The sequence below is a fragment of the Streptococcus oralis SK610 genome, from assembly GCF_000257455.1.
Classification (GTDB): domain Bacteria; phylum Bacillota; class Bacilli; order Lactobacillales; family Streptococcaceae; genus Streptococcus; species Streptococcus oralis_CB.
Map to the genome: position 1 here is coordinate 24,140 of NZ_AJKQ01000025.1, position 14,897 is coordinate 39,036.

General features: G+C 43.8%; 14 protein-coding genes. 2 read left to right on the forward strand and 12 right to left on the reverse strand.

Annotated features, from left to right (window positions below; all coding sequences use genetic code 11):
* Positions 1 to 8: 8 nt before the first annotated feature.
* Positions 9 to 623 (forward strand): signal peptidase I, encoded by a 615-nt coding sequence (gene lepB, locus HMPREF1115_RS09425; RefSeq protein WP_001108430.1) that lies wholly within the window; start codon positions 9 to 11, stop codon positions 621 to 623.
* Between the two features lie 126 nt (positions 624 to 749).
* Complete coding sequence (gene recD2, locus HMPREF1115_RS09430) at positions 750 to 3,119, forward strand: SF1B family DNA helicase RecD2 (protein ID WP_000454458.1); 2,370 nt, start codon at positions 750 to 752, stop codon at positions 3,117 to 3,119.
* Positions 3,120 to 3,166: 47 nt separating this feature from the next.
* Here the strand turns inward: recD2 and tig are convergent, their stop codons facing one another.
* The 12 genes from tig to gndA form a co-directional block, all read right to left on the reverse strand.
* Positions 3,167 to 4,450, reverse strand: coding sequence for a trigger factor (tig, locus tag HMPREF1115_RS09435; protein ID WP_000116506.1), 1,284 nt, complete (start codon positions 4,448 to 4,450; stop codon positions 3,167 to 3,169).
* Between the two features lie 90 nt (positions 4,451 to 4,540).
* Entirely contained in the window at positions 4,541 to 5,197 is a 657-nt protein-coding gene (locus HMPREF1115_RS09440) for a DNA alkylation repair protein (protein ID WP_000050045.1), read from the reverse strand.
* Positions 5,198 to 5,830, reverse strand: coding sequence for a response regulator transcription factor (locus tag HMPREF1115_RS09445; protein WP_000698412.1), 633 nt, complete (start codon positions 5,828 to 5,830; stop codon positions 5,198 to 5,200).
* Positions 5,831 to 5,840: 10 nt separating this feature from the next.
* Positions 5,841 to 6,839 carry an envelope stress sensor histidine kinase LiaS gene (locus HMPREF1115_RS09450; RefSeq protein WP_000744930.1) on the reverse strand — a complete coding sequence of 333 codons (999 nt, stop codon included), beginning with the start codon at positions 6,837 to 6,839 and terminating at the stop codon, positions 5,841 to 5,843.
* The gene (gene liaF, locus HMPREF1115_RS09455; protein ID WP_000714488.1) at positions 6,836 to 7,534 is read right to left on the reverse strand and encodes a cell wall-active antibiotics response protein LiaF; all 699 of its coding nucleotides are present in this window, start codon (positions 7,532 to 7,534) and stop codon (positions 6,836 to 6,838) included. Before liaF ends, HMPREF1115_RS09450 begins: the two co-directional genes overlap by 4 nt.
* 166 nt (positions 7,535 to 7,700) lie before the next feature.
* The gene (fni, locus tag HMPREF1115_RS09460) at positions 7,701 to 8,702 is read right to left on the reverse strand and encodes a type 2 isopentenyl-diphosphate Delta-isomerase (protein WP_000210636.1); all 1,002 of its coding nucleotides are present in this window, start codon (positions 8,700 to 8,702) and stop codon (positions 7,701 to 7,703) included.
* Positions 8,686 to 9,693, reverse strand: a complete 1,008-nt coding sequence (locus HMPREF1115_RS09465) for a phosphomevalonate kinase (RefSeq protein WP_000562397.1) — start codon at positions 9,691 to 9,693, stop codon at positions 8,686 to 8,688. The genes fni and HMPREF1115_RS09465 overlap by 17 nt, the downstream gene beginning before the upstream one ends.
* Positions 9,680 to 10,633: a diphosphomevalonate decarboxylase gene (mvaD, locus tag HMPREF1115_RS09470; protein WP_000375376.1), complete on the reverse strand. Its 954-nt coding sequence runs from the start codon at positions 10,631 to 10,633 to the stop codon at positions 9,680 to 9,682. The genes HMPREF1115_RS09465 and mvaD overlap by 14 nt, the downstream gene beginning before the upstream one ends.
* Entirely contained in the window at positions 10,615 to 11,493 is an 879-nt protein-coding gene (gene mvk / locus HMPREF1115_RS09475) for a mevalonate kinase (protein ID WP_000159501.1), read from the reverse strand. Before mvk ends, mvaD begins: the two co-directional genes overlap by 19 nt.
* Positions 11,494 to 11,614: 121 nt before the next feature.
* Complete coding sequence (cbpC, locus tag HMPREF1115_RS09480) at positions 11,615 to 12,634, reverse strand: choline-binding protein CbpC (protein WP_000670354.1); 1,020 nt, start codon at positions 12,632 to 12,634, stop codon at positions 11,615 to 11,617.
* A 100-nt stretch (positions 12,635 to 12,734) separates the two neighbouring features.
* Positions 12,735 to 13,424: a response regulator transcription factor gene (locus tag HMPREF1115_RS09485; protein WP_000518000.1), complete on the reverse strand. Its 690-nt coding sequence runs from the start codon at positions 13,422 to 13,424 to the stop codon at positions 12,735 to 12,737.
* An 11-nt stretch (positions 13,425 to 13,435) separates the two neighbouring features.
* Positions 13,436 to 14,860, reverse strand: coding sequence for an NADP-dependent phosphogluconate dehydrogenase (gene gndA, locus HMPREF1115_RS09490; protein WP_000158772.1), 1,425 nt, complete (start codon positions 14,858 to 14,860; stop codon positions 13,436 to 13,438).
* Positions 14,861 to 14,897 lie beyond the last annotated feature (37 nt).

Consider the following 14,897-nt stretch of genomic DNA (forward strand, 5'->3'; position numbering starts at 1 on the left):
GGTAAACCATGAACTATTTAAAATCATTTATAAAAGAATGGGGAGTTTTCTTCCTGATTATCGCACTGGTCGGTCTTAGCCGTATCTTTCTATGGAGCAATGTCCGTGTGGAAGGACACTCGATGGACCCTACCCTAGCCGACGGAGAAGTTCTTTTCGTTGTTAAACACCTCCCAATTGACCGCTTCGACATCGTGGTTGCGCACGAGGAAGACGGAAATAAAGACATTGTCAAAAGGGTCATCGGTATGCCCGGAGATACCATCCGATACGAAAATGACAAACTCTTTATCAACGATAAAGAAACGGATGAACCCTACCTAGCTGAATACCTCAACTTGTTCAAAACAGAAAAGTTGCAAAACACCTATACTGGCAAAGGATTCGAAGGAAACAAAGGAGTCTACTTTAGAGAGCTTGCTCAAAAGGCACAAGCCTTTACGGTCGATGTCAATTCCAACACTAGCTTCAGCTTTACTGTCCCTCAAGGCGAGTACCTTCTTCTTGGTGACGATCGTCTAGTCTCTAGCGACAGCCGCCATGTTGGTACCTTCAAGGCCAGCGAAATCAAAGGCGAAGCAAAATTCCGTTTCTGGCCACTTAACCGTATCGGAACTTTTTAAGATAAGGAAGAGGCCGAGAATGCTAAGTCTCAGTCTCTTTTTCTATTGCGAGAAAAACCTTTTCGTCATCTAGCTTTTCAAAGTGGCCAAGAGACCAATTCTCACGAACTCATGTAAAGGAAACCTATGGAAGTTTATTTTTCAGGCACCATTGAACGGATTATTTTTGAAAATCCCAGTAATTTTTATCGCATTCTCCTCCTAGATATCGAAGATACCAATGCGGAGGACTTTGACGATTTTGAAATCATCGTTACAGGAACCATGGCGGACGTGATTGAGGGTGAAGACTACACTTTTTGGGGACAAATCGTTCAGCACTCCAAGTATGGGGAACAGCTTCAGATCAGCCGTTATGAACGGGCAAAACCAACTAAAAATGGGCTGGTCAAATACTTTTCGAGTAGCCATTTCAAGGGAATTGGACTCAAAACAGCTCAGAAAATCGTTGATAGCTATGGTGAAAACACTATCGATGAAATTCTGGAGCATCCTGAAAAGCTGGAAAGCATTGCTGGACTCTCTGCCAAAAACCGTGAGGCTTTTGTCTCCACCCTCCGTCTCAACTATGGGACAGAAATGGTCTTGGCAAAACTGGCCAACTACGGCATTCCCAATAAACTGGCCTTTCAGATTCAAGACTTTTACAAGGAAGAAACACTGGATATTGTCGAAAATTATCCCTATCAACTGGTTGAGGATATCAAGGGTTTGGGCTTTACCATTGCTGACCAATTAGCTGCCGAACTAGGCATCGAAAGCCAAGCTCCCGAGCGCTTCCGTGCTGGCCTTGTCCACAGTCTTTTTCAGGGATGTATGGATACGGGCGATACCTATATGGAAGCCCGAGATTTGCTGGAACAGACCCTGACTCTCCTCGAGTCTTCCCGTCCCGTGGAACTCGATCCCAGCCAAGTAGCTCAGGAATTATCTCATCTGATCGAAGAAGACATGGTTCAGCAGATTGATACCAAAATCTTTGATAATAGCCTCTTTTTCGCTGAAGAAGGCATCCGCAGTCACTTGGTTCGTATCCTTGAAAAAGGAAAACAGAAGAGTCAGAACTTAGAAACTATTCAAAAGCATATCGCTAGTGTCGAGAAAGAACTGGGTATCCAATACGATAGTATCCAAAAGCAGGCTATCTGTGACGCTATCCAGAACAAGGTTTTTATCCTGACAGGTGGACCTGGTACTGGTAAGACGACTGTTATCAATGGTATTATCGCTGTTTATGCCCTCTTAGAAGGACTCGATCTCAAGAAAAAGAGCAACCTGCCTATTCTTCTCGCTGCACCAACTGGTCGAGCGGCTCGGCGCATGAATGAATTGACAGGTTTGCCAAGTGCTACTATACACCGTCATTTGGGAATGACGGGAGACGATGATACCAGCCATCTGGAAGATTATCTAGATGCCGATTTTATCATTGTAGATGAGTTTTCCATGGTGGATACTTGGCTAGCCAACCAACTCTTCTCCAACATTTCTTCTAACAGTAAAATCCTCATCGTGGGAGACAGTGACCAGTTGCCTTCTGTCAGTCCTGGACAAGTTCTGGCCGACCTGCTCCAGATACCCCTGATACCTCAGACGCGCTTGGAACGGATTTACCGTCAGAGTGAAGAATCAACTATCGTCACCTTGGCTAGTCAGATTCGACAAGGCATCTTGCCAGCTGACTTTACCCAGAAAAAAGCTGACCGTTCCTACTTTGAAATCGCTAGTGGCCATATCCCAGCTACGATTGAGAAAATTCTTGGTGCTGCCCTCAGAAGTGGCATTCCGGCTCGTGATATTCAGGTGTTAGCGCCTATGTATCGAGGAACTGCTGGCATTGACGCCATCAACCAACTCATGCAAGACCTGCTCAATCCTCAGCAAAAGGGGCAAGTTAGCTTTGAAGCAACTCAGTGTCACTATCGAACTGGGGACAAGGTTATTCACCTAGTCAACGATGCCGAAGTCAATGTCTTTAACGGAGACCTAGGCTACATCACAGATTTGATCCCTGGAAAATACACCGAGTCCAAACAAGACGAGATTGTCATTGATTTCGATGGCAATGAGGTCATCTATCCTCGAAACGAATGGTACAAGATTCGTCTAGCCTATGCCATGAGTATCCATAAGTCGCAGGGAAGTGAGTTTCCTGTTGTCATCCTACCCATTACTAGTGCTAGCAAGCGCATGCTGGAGCGCAATCTCATCTATACAGCCATTACACGCGCCAAAAGCAAGCTTATCTTACTAGGCGAATTACAGGCCTTTGACTATGCAGTCAAGCATATCGGGACTGCTCGCAAGACCTGTCTGATTGAACGCTTCAGTGATTTAATTGAAAATAATATTGAAGAAAGTAAACAAGCCCTCTCTGAAACTGCCACAGCAAGTGACTCTGAACAATCCTACATCCTCGCCGAGAAAAACTGGTCTAGCATCCCAGCCATGATTGGGATTACAGACGCAGACCTTAAAGAGATTTTTGGAAAATAGCGCAACAGAAAGCCCACCTAGTCAGGTGGGCTTTTTATCTTTTAAGATTATTTAACTGTTGCTGTGCTTGTGATCAACTCAACAGCTTTTTTGATAGTGATATCGTGTTTCAACATGTCAGCTGAAAGCAAGTTTTGAACTTGTGCCACTTCCATGTTGTAGTCTGCAGCCAATTGCTCGATTTCTTTTTGGATTTCTTCTTCTGAAGCGTCAAATCCTTCAGCTTTGGCAACTGCTTCGATAACAAGGTTAGTCTTCGTACGTGACTCAGCTTCTGCTTCGTATTGTTTGTGAAGATCTTCTTGAGTAGTTCCTGTGATTTGGAAGTACATGTCAGGGTTGATACCTTGACGTTGCAAGTTTCCAAGGAATTCATTTACTGAACGGTGAACTTCTTCGTGGATCATTTCTTCTGGAAGTTCTACGATTTCAGCGTTTTCTACAGCTTTATCGATTGCTGCACCTTCAACGGCATCTTTGTATGCTTCTTCTTTCGCGGCAGTCAATTCTTTGCGGTATTTTTCTTTCAATTCATCAAGAGTTTCCACTTCTTCGTCGATATCTTTTGCAAGTTCATCATCAAGAGCTGGAACTTCTTTAGCTTTTACTTCGTGAATAGTTGTCACGAATTTAGCTTCTTTACCTGCAAGGTCTTCTGCTTGGTAGTCTTCTGGGAATGTTACGACAACATCAACAGTTTCGCCAGCTGAGTGACCTACCAATTGGTCTTCAAAACCAGGGATGAATTGACCTGATCCAAGTCCAAGTGAGAAGTTTTCACCTTTTCCACCGTCAAATTCAACACCGTCGATAGAACCAACGAAGTCAATAACAACAGTGTCGCCATTTTCAGCAGCGCCTTCTTTGATAACCAATTCAGCCAAGTTGTTGCGTTCACGTTCGATACGTTCTTCAACGTCAGCGTCAGTTACTTCTTTTTCTACATCTACTGATACTTCAAGGTTTTTGTAGTCACCCAATTTTACTTCAGGTTTTGTCACGACTTCAGCTGTGATAACCCAGTCTTGACCTTTTTCCATTGAAGTTACGTCAATTTTTGGTTGTGCAACTACTTCAAGACCAGCTTCTTTTACTGCAGCTTCATAAGCGTTTGGCAAAAGTGCGTTCATTGCATCTTGATAAAGAGCTTCTTCACCAAATTTTTGGTCGAAGATAGGGCGTGGAAGGTGACCTTTACGGAAACCAGGAACGTTAAGAGTTTTCTTTACTGAGTTAAATACACGGTCCAATTCTGGTTTGATTTGGTCTTGAGAGATAGTGAAAGTCAAGACACCACGGTTTGTTTCTTTGTTTTCAAATGATACAGACATTCTGTCATTTCTCCTTAAAATTTTTAATACAGTCCATTATACCATATAATAGCGACTTTTTTCAAGTAATGAATGCGCTTTTCAATAGTGCTAGAGGTACTTGCTCGCTTCCTTGATACTAAGTTCAGCCATTCGTTTCCTATTTTTTTCAATGAAACATGCTACCCATTCGGGATTGGTTTTAGAGTAGTCTCTTAGAGCCCAGCCGATGGCTTTGTTGATAAAAAATTCTGTCTGGTCCAGATTGTTGAGCAGGATCTTTTCCATCAGTTGGACATTTGTTTTCTCTTTTCTTAACAACTGGTGGTCAATAGCGACTCGTCTCAGCCAGATATTGTCTGATAGGCTCCATTTTAAAAGCACTTCTTCAAGTTCCGGATGGTTAGCCACCAAACTTCCTACTACTCGATCCAGAATATCCACCGTGTCCCACCAAGACTTGGTCACGACCAGACGCTCAAGCTTAGGCAAATCGTCCTTCTTTAGATAAGACTGCATAGCTTTCAAATAGTTGGCACCCACATATTGATATTCTCTAGCATCCTTTTCCCAGCAAGTGTCTACAAAATCCCAATCGATGACCTTTGTTTTTTTCGTGCTTGGAAAATACTTTTTATAGAGGGCATTTCTTTCAGGACCTGCAATCCCTAGAAAGGGAAATTGATGGCGCATATAGGTTTCCATTGGGCCTGCTTTCTCAGGGTCTTTTCCCGCTTCGAGCTCCACAAGTAAATCTGCAAGACTCATCTAAAACTCCTCCTGCCCGACCAAGTGGTGCTGAAAGGCATAGACCGCCGCCTGAGTGCGATCGCTGACCTCAAGCTTGGCAAGGATATTGGACACATGGGTCTTGACCGTCTTGAGAGAGATAAAGAGTTCATCTGCAATGCGCTGATTTTCGTAGCCCTTGGCGATGAGTTGAAGTACGTCTCGCTCACGCGCAGTCAGCTCCTCATGAAGCTCCATATGATTACGGTGGTATTCGACCTTCTTGCTGACCTCTTGTTCAATGGCCAGCTCGCCAGCAGCCACCTTACGAACAGCATGGAGCAATTCATCTGCACTTGAAGTCTTAAGCATATAGCCTTTGGCACCCGCATTCAAGACTGGCATGATTTTTTCATTGTCCAAGTAAGAGGTGACAATTAATATCTTGGCTTCAGGCCATTCTTTGAGAATAGCCAAGGTTGCATCAATCCCATTCATCTCAGGCATGACGATATCCATGACAATGACATCTGGACGCAATTCCAAAGCCAAGTCAATACCTTGAGATCCATTGGCTGCCTCGCCTACAACTTCTACATCGTCTTGGAGGTCAAAGTAGCTTTTCAAGCCCAATCGGACCATTTCATGGTCATCTACCAGTAAAATTTTCATCTATACTCCTTTATGATTCCTTGTCTAGCAGGGGAATACGGATATCAACCGCCAGTCCTCGCTTAGGTGCTGTCAAAAGTTGAACCGTCCCTGCCATATCTTCTACCCGCTCCTTGATATTTCGCAGTCCATAACTCAAGTCGTCTAAACTCCCCAACTGGAAGCCAATCCCATTGTCCACCACCTTCAGCTGCACTTCAACATCTGTCTGATAGACGTAGACATCTAGACAAGATGCCTGGGCATGGCGAAGGGTATTGCTAATCAACTCCTGCAAAATGCGGAAGATATGTTCTTCAATCTTCTTCGGCAATTTAGACACATTTTGCTTGAGACTGACCTTGAGATCGCTCTTGTCCTCAAGCTCTTTTAAGAGGATTTGAATCCCCTCAACCAAACTCTTCTCTTCCAACTCTACAGGTCGCAAATGTAGGAGCAAGACCCGTAGATCTTTCTGGGCTGCCTCTAGGATGGCCGCGACACTTTGCAACTGGGTCTGCATCTTTTCTCTATCCAGCTTAAAAGCCTGCTGACTGACACCTGATAAAATCATATGGGCTGCAAACAACTCCTGACTAACTGTATCGTGCAAGTCACGTGCTATCCGTTTGCGTTCTTTCTCGATAAGTGCTTCTTCCCTGACCAGGCCTTGATTTTCAGCCTTTTGAACAGCTTCTGTCAAGAGATTGAGCTTGCCAGATAAGGACTTGAAACTGGCATCCAAGTCTGGATCTGCAAAAGAAACCACCTCTTTTCCTGCTAACAAGCGTTTGAGATTGACCTGCATTTTTCTGCGAGAAATTTCTTCCATCACCCGCCAAAAGAGGACAAAAAAGAAGGTCATGGAAAGGCTAAAGACCAAAATCAAGAAGATGAGTTTTTCTGCCTTCTCAATATCTTGTAGTGAATAGGACCAATCAAGATTGAGAATATCAAGTAGACTATTGGTCAAAAAGAGGATAAAGAGGAAAGAAGTCAGGCCGATTAACAGATAAGATTGCTTTTTCATCCTCTGACCACCTCCACATCGCCAACCATAGTAGTTAGGAAAATCTTGACGCTCTTGTTACTCTTTAGATAGTCCCTGGTTTCCTGATGATAGTGTTCATTGCGAAGGGATTTCTTAGGTTGATGAAGGAAGGTAAGATCTCCATAGAGGCAGTTGACACTGAGGCTGATTTCCACATCTACAGGTACTATAATTCTAGTCGTTCCGACCATCTTTCTAAGGATAATGACATTGTCATGATTAGTTAGAATAACTCTTTCCAAATGAATGGTGTCCTTGCCCATGAGACGAAAGAGGTTGATATCGTCAAACTGGCAGGTCTGATGGCTAGAGAAATGATGGAGATTACCAAACCAAGGATTGCGTTCATTTTTAACCGTCACCACTTCTTCAAAGACCAAATCCGTCTCCTCTCTTTCTTGATTCATCATTGGATAGAGAAGAAAGAGGCTATAGATAACTGCCACAAAGATAGCTAAAATCACAAAGGGATTGAGCATGACGATGAAAAAGAAAAGAATAGTCGCTACAAGGAGGAAGACGTTGTTGCCTTCCTTGCCTGTATAATAGCGCAGCAAGAGCAAAAAGAGGAATAGAATCAGCAGAAAACGCGAAAAATGCTCTGATACCATCAAAATCAGAGCTCCCGTCAACAGACAGGCTTCAATAAATAAAAAGATTTGAAATTTTTTCATAGACGCATCCTCTCCCTTCTATTTTATCACAATTCAAAAAAGTCACCTCGGTCTGAGGATGGAAAAAGGAGATAGGACAGAAATCGCTCCTACAAGCTAGGTTTCATCAACTCACCACAGTTGACAAAAGGCTACAAAAAAGGGCGGGATTCTTGTCCCGACCTCTCTACATCTGATCTTTTGCTTCTTTTAGTTTGCCATAAAGAATGTAGTCAACTTTTTGCAGATCCGCTATGGTGGCACAATTAAGGGCACACATAATCAAGCGTAAATCTGCTTTCCAGATTTGGACAATACCAATCACCTCTTCGACGGAATAGGTTTCAATCAACTCTAGAACAGTACGTGACAGTCCTACAGCCTTGGCACCAAAGACCAAGCACTTAATCATATCCAGCGGATTCCGAACGCCTCCACTGACCAAGAGTTCGACCTTGTCTTTCCAGTCTTGGGCATTGAGGAGGGCTTGCATAGTAGACTGCCCCCATTGATTGAGGTAGTCGCGTTGCCCACTGCGACGGTTTTCAATGTAGGCAAAGCTAGTCCCACCACGACCCGACAGGTCAACCGTTCGAACACCCAGTTCATAGGCTCTTTCGATGGTCTTGGCATCCATGCCAAAACCGACTTCCTTTAAAACGATAGGAACAGGGATCTGCTTGCTATAATCTGCTAGATGCGATTGCCAGCTTCTGAACTTTCGTTCTCCCTCGGGCATGAGTAATTCCTGCATAACATTGACGTGCACTTGCAGGAGAAGAGGATTCATCTCTTCTACAGTCTGAAGTCCTAACTCAACAGGCTTGTCCAATCCAATATTGGTTCCAAGGAGGAGATTTGGATGGCTAGATTTGACAGAAAAAGAATTATCTGTTGGATCTTTGAGGGCTGCGCTATAAGATCCCGTTACAAACAAAATCCCACAGGCTTCTGCCACCTGAGCCAGCTTTTGATTGATTTCTCTCCCCTTATCGCTCCCACCCGTCATGGCATTGATATAAAAAGGAAAGTCCCACTTGTGACCTGCAAATTCTGTCGAAAGATCAATCTCATCTAGGTCGTAAAGGGGCAGGGAAAAATGAATCAACTCCACCTCATCAAAGCTATTATAGGAACTTTTCTGCTCAAGGGCATAGCGGATATGCTCATCCTTACGATTTGTCGTCATGTCCTATCCTTTCTTGGTATAAGAGCTCAATCCCCAGATCGGCCCAACGATTTTTTAAGGTTTCGGTTGATTGCACATCAAAACTCAAGGCAATGCCACAGTCACCACCACCAGCACCGCTACTCTTGGCAACAGCCTGCAAATCTTGACTGGCTTCTTTCAACTGTCTCAGTGAAGGCGTGTAAATATCTGGGCTCAAGCCTTCTAAGAGCTGACTGGCTGTTTCCAGCTGCTCGATGATGTTTTCTGCATTCCCCTGCTCCAAGGCTTCTACCAAAGCAGCCACCGTTGCTTTTGAAGAAGTTAAAAAATTCTGATTGATATTTTGCTTGATTTGCTGAACCATTTGACTCGATACAGCCACTTCCTTGGTCCATCCCACTAGGAAATCACATTCTAGACCTGGTTTTACTTGTGAGATAGAAAAGCCCCAATCACGCTCCAAAACTGTTGCCAAGTTTTCTTCTTGCAACCAAGTAGTTACCTTCTTTCGATCAAAAGATTGGTAGAGAACCAAATCCTCTGCAACGATACAGGCAAGGTCTCCCATGGAGCCATTATCGCCTCGCTTGAGCAAGACCGCGCTAGCCAGCTTGAACAAGAGTTCCTGATCAATCGAAAGATTATACAGAGCCAGCAGGGCCTTTATCACCAAGACAACGACGCTACCACTAGAACCTAGACCAAACTTTTTGCCTTCCCGTTCCATTTTTCCACGAATTTCCAGGGAAAAAGGTCGCAAAGTCTGACCACGAACAGCAAGGAAGTCTCCCACCAAAGCAATCGTTTCCTGAATCAAGCCGTAGTCAGGATTTGGCGTCAAGTCCACTGCGAAATCAAACATGTCTGAGTAGATACGATAGTTCTCAGAAAACACAATCTCAGCCTTCATATAGATGGGGATGGCCTTTATCAAGGCTAACTGTCCTGGCTCTAAAATAGCATATTCACCTGCCCAATAGAGTTTTCCGCACGTTTTAACAGCAATCATCTTGACTCAAATCCTTTGTTTTTGACACAATCAAGCGGTAACGTTGACCGAAAATTTCTGAGAGGTGTTCCAAGTCTTCCTCTTGACAGAGGACCTTGACATTGGGACCAGCATCCATGGTAAAGTAGCAGGCCTCTCCTTGCTCGCGAAGTTGACGGACAAAGTCCATAGCTTCATAAGTCGCATCCGTTAGATAAGAAAAGGCTGGCGATGCTGTTTTTGTCGTAGCGTGCATGGCTAGGGCATTTTTCTCCGTTAGTTCCCCAACCTTGGCAAAGTTATTCTCTTTGAGATAAACCAGCATATCCTGATAATCCTTCTCAGACTGGCGTACCCAGTCATCAAAGGTCGTCGAGGTTTCCACACAAAGTTTCATCCCATCACGGCTAGAAATTGGTTTTTTCTTGTCCTCTAGCACCAACATGATCATAGCTAGTTTCAAGTCTGTCTCTACAGGGTAAATCTCTCCACTATCCTTATCCCAGGCACCCAGTGGTCCATAAAAACTCCGAGAAGAAGAACCAGAAGCAAACTTAGCCTCCTGTGCCAACTGACTCCGATCCAAACCAAGCTGGAAATAAGAATTGCAAGCCTTTACCAAGGCGGACAAACCGCTGGAACTGGAGGATAAACCCGCTGCAGTCGGCATGTTGTTTTGGGTATCGATACGGACAAAGCCCTCACCTGCTGGACGATAGCGGTCGATAATCTTGCTCATCTTGGCATGCTCCGCCTCATTTTGGAGCTGACCATTGATATAAAAGGCATCAGCTGTCGCATGGGCTTGTAGAGGCGACAAGGTCGTCTCTGTATACATATTTTCCAAAGTTAAAGAAATACTGCTAGTAGCAGGAACCATCTCTTTTTCTTTTCTCTTTCCCCAGTATTTGATAATGGCAATATTTGCGTAGGAACGTACTGTTACAGGCTTTCGATCCATGTCTGAACAGCTCCTTTCTCTTCTAATCGTTTTGCTAGTTCTTGCGCTTGGTCCAGATTGGCTACCAAGGCGATAATACAGCCTCCTAGTCCACCACCACTCATCTTGGCACCTAGAGCACCATTGCTAAGAGCCGTTTCAACGAGGGAGTCTGCCTCAGGGCTGCTGACACCAATTTCTTTTAAATGTAAATGCGCTTGACTGAGGATTTGTCCCAGCCCTTCAGCATCTTTTCGTCCAATCGCATCTTCTGCTTGCTGGGTCAATTCTCCCAAGGCATGCAAAAACGGTAGGGCATCCTTCCCCTTGCTTTGAACCACTTGGATGGCTTCACGAGTGTGACCATACACGCCCGTATCAGCAATCACCAAATAGGCGGATAGATCCATCTCAAGCTCTGAAAATCCAACGTTTTTAATAAAGCGAATAGGCTGGTCGCTGAGACAGGTCTTAGCATCCAAACCACTTGGATTCATATGGGCAATCATTTCAGCCCGATTGACCAAGATTTCCAATACATCATGAGGCAAGTCGGCTTGATAGTAGTCAAAAACAGCTCGAATGGCTGCTATACTGATAGCTGCTGACGAACCCATCCCTCGTTTTTCAGGGATAGCTGAGTCAATCACACAGCGAATGCAGGCATCCTTGATATTTAGATGCTCAAGCGAAGCATACACCGCCATAGACAAGGTATCCTCCTCATAGAGACGCCATGGACTCGCTGCAGGAACTACCTTACAAGTCACTTCCACCTCTAAGAGAGGCAAGGAAATAGCAGGATAGCCGTAAACGACTGCATGCTCTCCTATTAAAATAATCTTACTATGTGCCTGACCGACACCAATTTCTTTTGTCATTTTTTCCTTTTGCTAGACGAAAAGACCGTCTTATTTATCATACAAGTATTTATTCTTTCCTATCTATTTTATTATATTTTCACAAAAAAAGCGATTGTTTCCTTCACAATCGCCTCTTTCATTATTGAACCCATTCGCCATTATAGTTGACGTAATAGCCTTCTACGGTCGTATTCACTGCTAAAGCACCTGAACTATAAGCGTAGTACCATTTGCCATTGACTTGGAACCAGCCTGTCTTCATATCGCCATTACTTGCATGTAGGTAGTACCAAGTTGAGCCGTCTTGAAGCCAGCCTGTTACCATAGCTCCTGATGAACGGAGATAGTACCACTTGTTACCAACATAAGCCCAACCTGTCTTCATATCACCATTTTGAGCATCTAAATAGTACCAAGATGAGCCTTCTTGATACCAGCCAGTCGCCATAGCTCCTGATGAACGAAGATAGTACCACTTATTGCCAAGTTGTTTCCAACCAGTTTGCATAATACCAGTTTCTGGATCTAAATAGTACCATGGAGCAGGTTTGCTTCTGTCAATGCCAAAAATAACATGAAAATCTTGAGTCCAACCCTTAGCCATTTCACCAATTGGTAGTGGATAGTAAGAATCATCGCCAGAATTTCCAAGCTTATTTAAATAATACCAATGACCATCTTCATAAATCCAACCTGTCTTCAAGGCGTAATCTTCATCGAAGTAATAGGTTCTCTTCTCGGTAGAAGGATTGTACTGTTCACCATATACTTTTCCTGTATTTTCAGACGATTTTGCCTCTAAGACTTGTTTCTCTGTCTGTTCTAGCAAAGCACCATCTTGTCCAAAATAGTACCACTTCTGTTGAAGTCCGATTTCTAAGACTGGATTGTTAGAGAATAAATTATCACGATAGCCTGTCCCAGGAATTTCTAAGTATTGCCAACCGACAACCATCTCTCCTCTACCACCAAAATAGTACATTTTCCCGTCTATTTTATGCCAGTAGATAGCCTTATTCTCATCTTTTATATAATATTTTCTATTGTCCTTTTCAGCAAACTGTCCACCTGTGGTATCCGCCAATACGGTACTTGTCGCTAGCAAAGCAAAGAAAAAGACTGCTAGTCCAACTTGCATCATTTTTTTCAAAAATTTCATTAGATTTTTCCTCCATAACTGATTGTAGCAAAGGTCTGATTGTATGTCAATATAGAAAAATTCACAAAAAAGCAGTTCCAAATGAACTGCAACTGCTTTTCTATTCTTGCATGGTGTAACCAACACCACGCACGGTTTTAATGTAGCTTTTTTGACCTTTTACGTCAAGCTTGCTACGTAGATAACGGATATAAACATCCACGATATTGGTTTCTGTCGCACTTTCATACTTCCAAACACTTTCCAACAACTGCTCACGAGTCAAGACCTTCTTGCTTCCCATGAGAGTGGCCAAAAGGTCATATTCACGGCGCGTCAGAGCAATCATCTCCTCGCCACGATAAACGGTATGATGTTCTACATCCATACGCAGGTTGCGATAAGACGTTGGAACCTTCATCTGACTACAGTGCTGGTCAATGAAGTCCCGACCTCGGAAAATCGCTGAAATACGAGCTACTAGATTATCAATAATCACTGGCTTATAGATGTAAGAAACGGCGAAGCGCTGGATTGTCTCAATCTGGTCTTGCAATTCTTCGCGATGGTCCAGGACCATGATCACCGAGGCTGGTTTTGTCCGACTCAGCCTCTCTGCAAAATCCTGGGCCGTCATATCCTCCAGATGAGCATTCAGTAAAATCAAGTCATAGTCCGTCTGGAGAGCCATGGAGAGGGCTTTTTGCCCCTCCTCGACCAGATCAACACGGTATTGCTCTTTTTGGAGTTCCAGACTGAGAAAATGAGCGAGATTTCGTTCTTTCTCAAGTAATAAAATCCGTTTCCCCATGGCAGACCTACTTATTTTTCGTCATACCAAGAGTAGTGGAATGTTCCTTCTTTGTCTTTACGTTGGTAAGTGTGAGCACCAAAGTAGTCACGTTGTGCTTGGATCAAGTTAGCAGGAAGGTCTGCTGAACGATAGCTATCAAAGTAAGTAATGGCTGCTGAGAAAGTTGGTACTGGTACACCAGCTTGAACAGCAAGAGCTACGATATCACGAACTGCTTGTTGGTACTTAGCAGTAACATCCAAGAAGTACTCATCCAAGAGAAGGTTTGCAAGATCAGCATCGCGGTTATAGGCATCTGTGATCTTTTGCAAGAAACGAGAACGGATGATACAGCCATCACGCCAGATAGAGGCGATGTCCGCAAATGGCAAGTTCCAGTTATTTTCTTTAGAAGCCACACGCAATTGGGCAAAACCTTGTGCATATGAGATAATTTTTGAGAAGTAAAGGGCTTGACGAATCTTTTCGATCAACTCAGCCTTGTCTCCTTCAAACTTGAAGGCAGCTGGTTTTGGAAGTACCTTGCTAGCATGCACACGCTCTTCTTTGTATGTAGAGATATAGCGAGCAAATACTGACTCAGTGATAAGTGACAATGGCACACCAAGGTCAAGAGCTGATTGGCTAGTCCATTTACCAGTTCCCTTATTACCTGCGGCATCAAGGATGTAATCTACGATTGGTCCATCTTGACCTTCATCGTCTTTACGGCTCAAGATATCAGCTGTGATTTCGATCAAATAGCTGTCCAATTCACCCTTGTTCCACTCAGTAAAGATTTCAGCCATGTCTTCTGCAGAAAGGCCAAGCAAGTGTTGCATGAGGTCATAACTTTCTGCGATTAATTGCATGTCACCATACTCGATACCGTTGTGAACCATTTTCACATAGTGACCAGCTCCATCAGGACCGATGTAAGTCACACATGGTTTACCATCTTCTGGTGCTTTAGCTGAGATTTCTTCAAGAACATCAGCAACCAATTCGTAGGCTTCTTTTTGTCCACCAGGCATGATAGAAGGACCTTCAAGGGCACCTTTTTCACCACCAGAAACCCCAGTACCGATAAAGTTGATCCCTGAGTTTGCCAACTCTTCGTTACGACGAATGGTATCTTTGTAGAAAGTGTTTCCTCCGTCAATCAAGATATCACCCTTATCAAGGTGTGGAAGAAGAGCTTGGATAGTTGCGTCTGTACCAGGTCCAGCTTGAACCATGAGCATGATACGACGAGGTTTTTCGATTGAGTTTACAAAGCTTTCCACGTCATAGCTTGGCACAAAGTTCTTTTCAGGATGGCAAGCAATCACATCTTCTGTTTTTTCTTTACTACGGTTGTAAATGGCAACTGTATAACCACGAGATTCGATATTTAGGGCAAGGTTACGACCCATTACGGCCATACCAACGACACCAAAGTTAGCTTTTGTCATGTGACACTCCTCTTGTTTAATATGTTTTATTTTATCA

What these genes read in the sequence shown, in the direction of transcription:
- tig (WP_000116506.1), bottom strand. Translation starts at nt 4,450, where the DNA reads ATGTCTGTATCATTTGAAAACAAAGAAACAAACCGTGGTGTCTTGACT.
- lepB (WP_001108430.1), top strand. Translation starts at nt 9, where the DNA reads ATGAACTATTTAAAATCATTTATAAAAGAATGGGGAGTTTTCTTCCTG.
- HMPREF1115_RS09450 (WP_000744930.1), bottom strand. Translation starts at nt 6,839, where the DNA reads ATGAAAAAGCAATCTTATCTGTTAATCGGCCTGACTTCTTTCCTCTTT.
- HMPREF1115_RS09445 (WP_000698412.1), bottom strand. Translation starts at nt 5,830, where the DNA reads ATGAAAATTTTACTGGTAGATGACCATGAAATGGTCCGATTGGGCTTG.
- fni (WP_000210636.1), bottom strand. Translation starts at nt 8,702, where the DNA reads ATGACGACAAATCGTAAGGATGAGCATATCCGCTATGCCCTTGAGCAG.
- HMPREF1115_RS09440 (WP_000050045.1), bottom strand. Translation starts at nt 5,197, where the DNA reads ATGAGTCTTGCAGATTTACTTGTGGAGCTCGAAGCGGGAAAAGACCCT.
- mvk (WP_000159501.1), bottom strand. Translation starts at nt 11,493, where the DNA reads ATGACAAAAGAAATTGGTGTCGGTCAGGCACATAGTAAGATTATTTTA.
- cbpC (WP_000670354.1), bottom strand. Translation starts at nt 12,634, where the DNA reads ATGAAATTTTTGAAAAAAATGATGCAAGTTGGACTAGCAGTCTTTTTC.
- recD2 (WP_000454458.1), top strand. Translation starts at nt 750, where the DNA reads ATGGAAGTTTATTTTTCAGGCACCATTGAACGGATTATTTTTGAAAAT.
- mvaD (WP_000375376.1), bottom strand. Translation starts at nt 10,633, where the DNA reads ATGGATCGAAAGCCTGTAACAGTACGTTCCTACGCAAATATTGCCATT.
- gndA (WP_000158772.1), bottom strand. Translation starts at nt 14,860, where the DNA reads ATGACAAAAGCTAACTTTGGTGTCGTTGGTATGGCCGTAATGGGTCGT.
- HMPREF1115_RS09465 (WP_000562397.1), bottom strand. Translation starts at nt 9,693, where the DNA reads ATGATTGCTGTTAAAACGTGCGGAAAACTCTATTGGGCAGGTGAATAT.
- HMPREF1115_RS09485 (WP_000518000.1), bottom strand. Translation starts at nt 13,424, where the DNA reads ATGGGGAAACGGATTTTATTACTTGAGAAAGAACGAAATCTCGCTCAT.
- liaF (WP_000714488.1), bottom strand. Translation starts at nt 7,534, where the DNA reads ATGAAAAAATTTCAAATCTTTTTATTTATTGAAGCCTGTCTGTTGACG.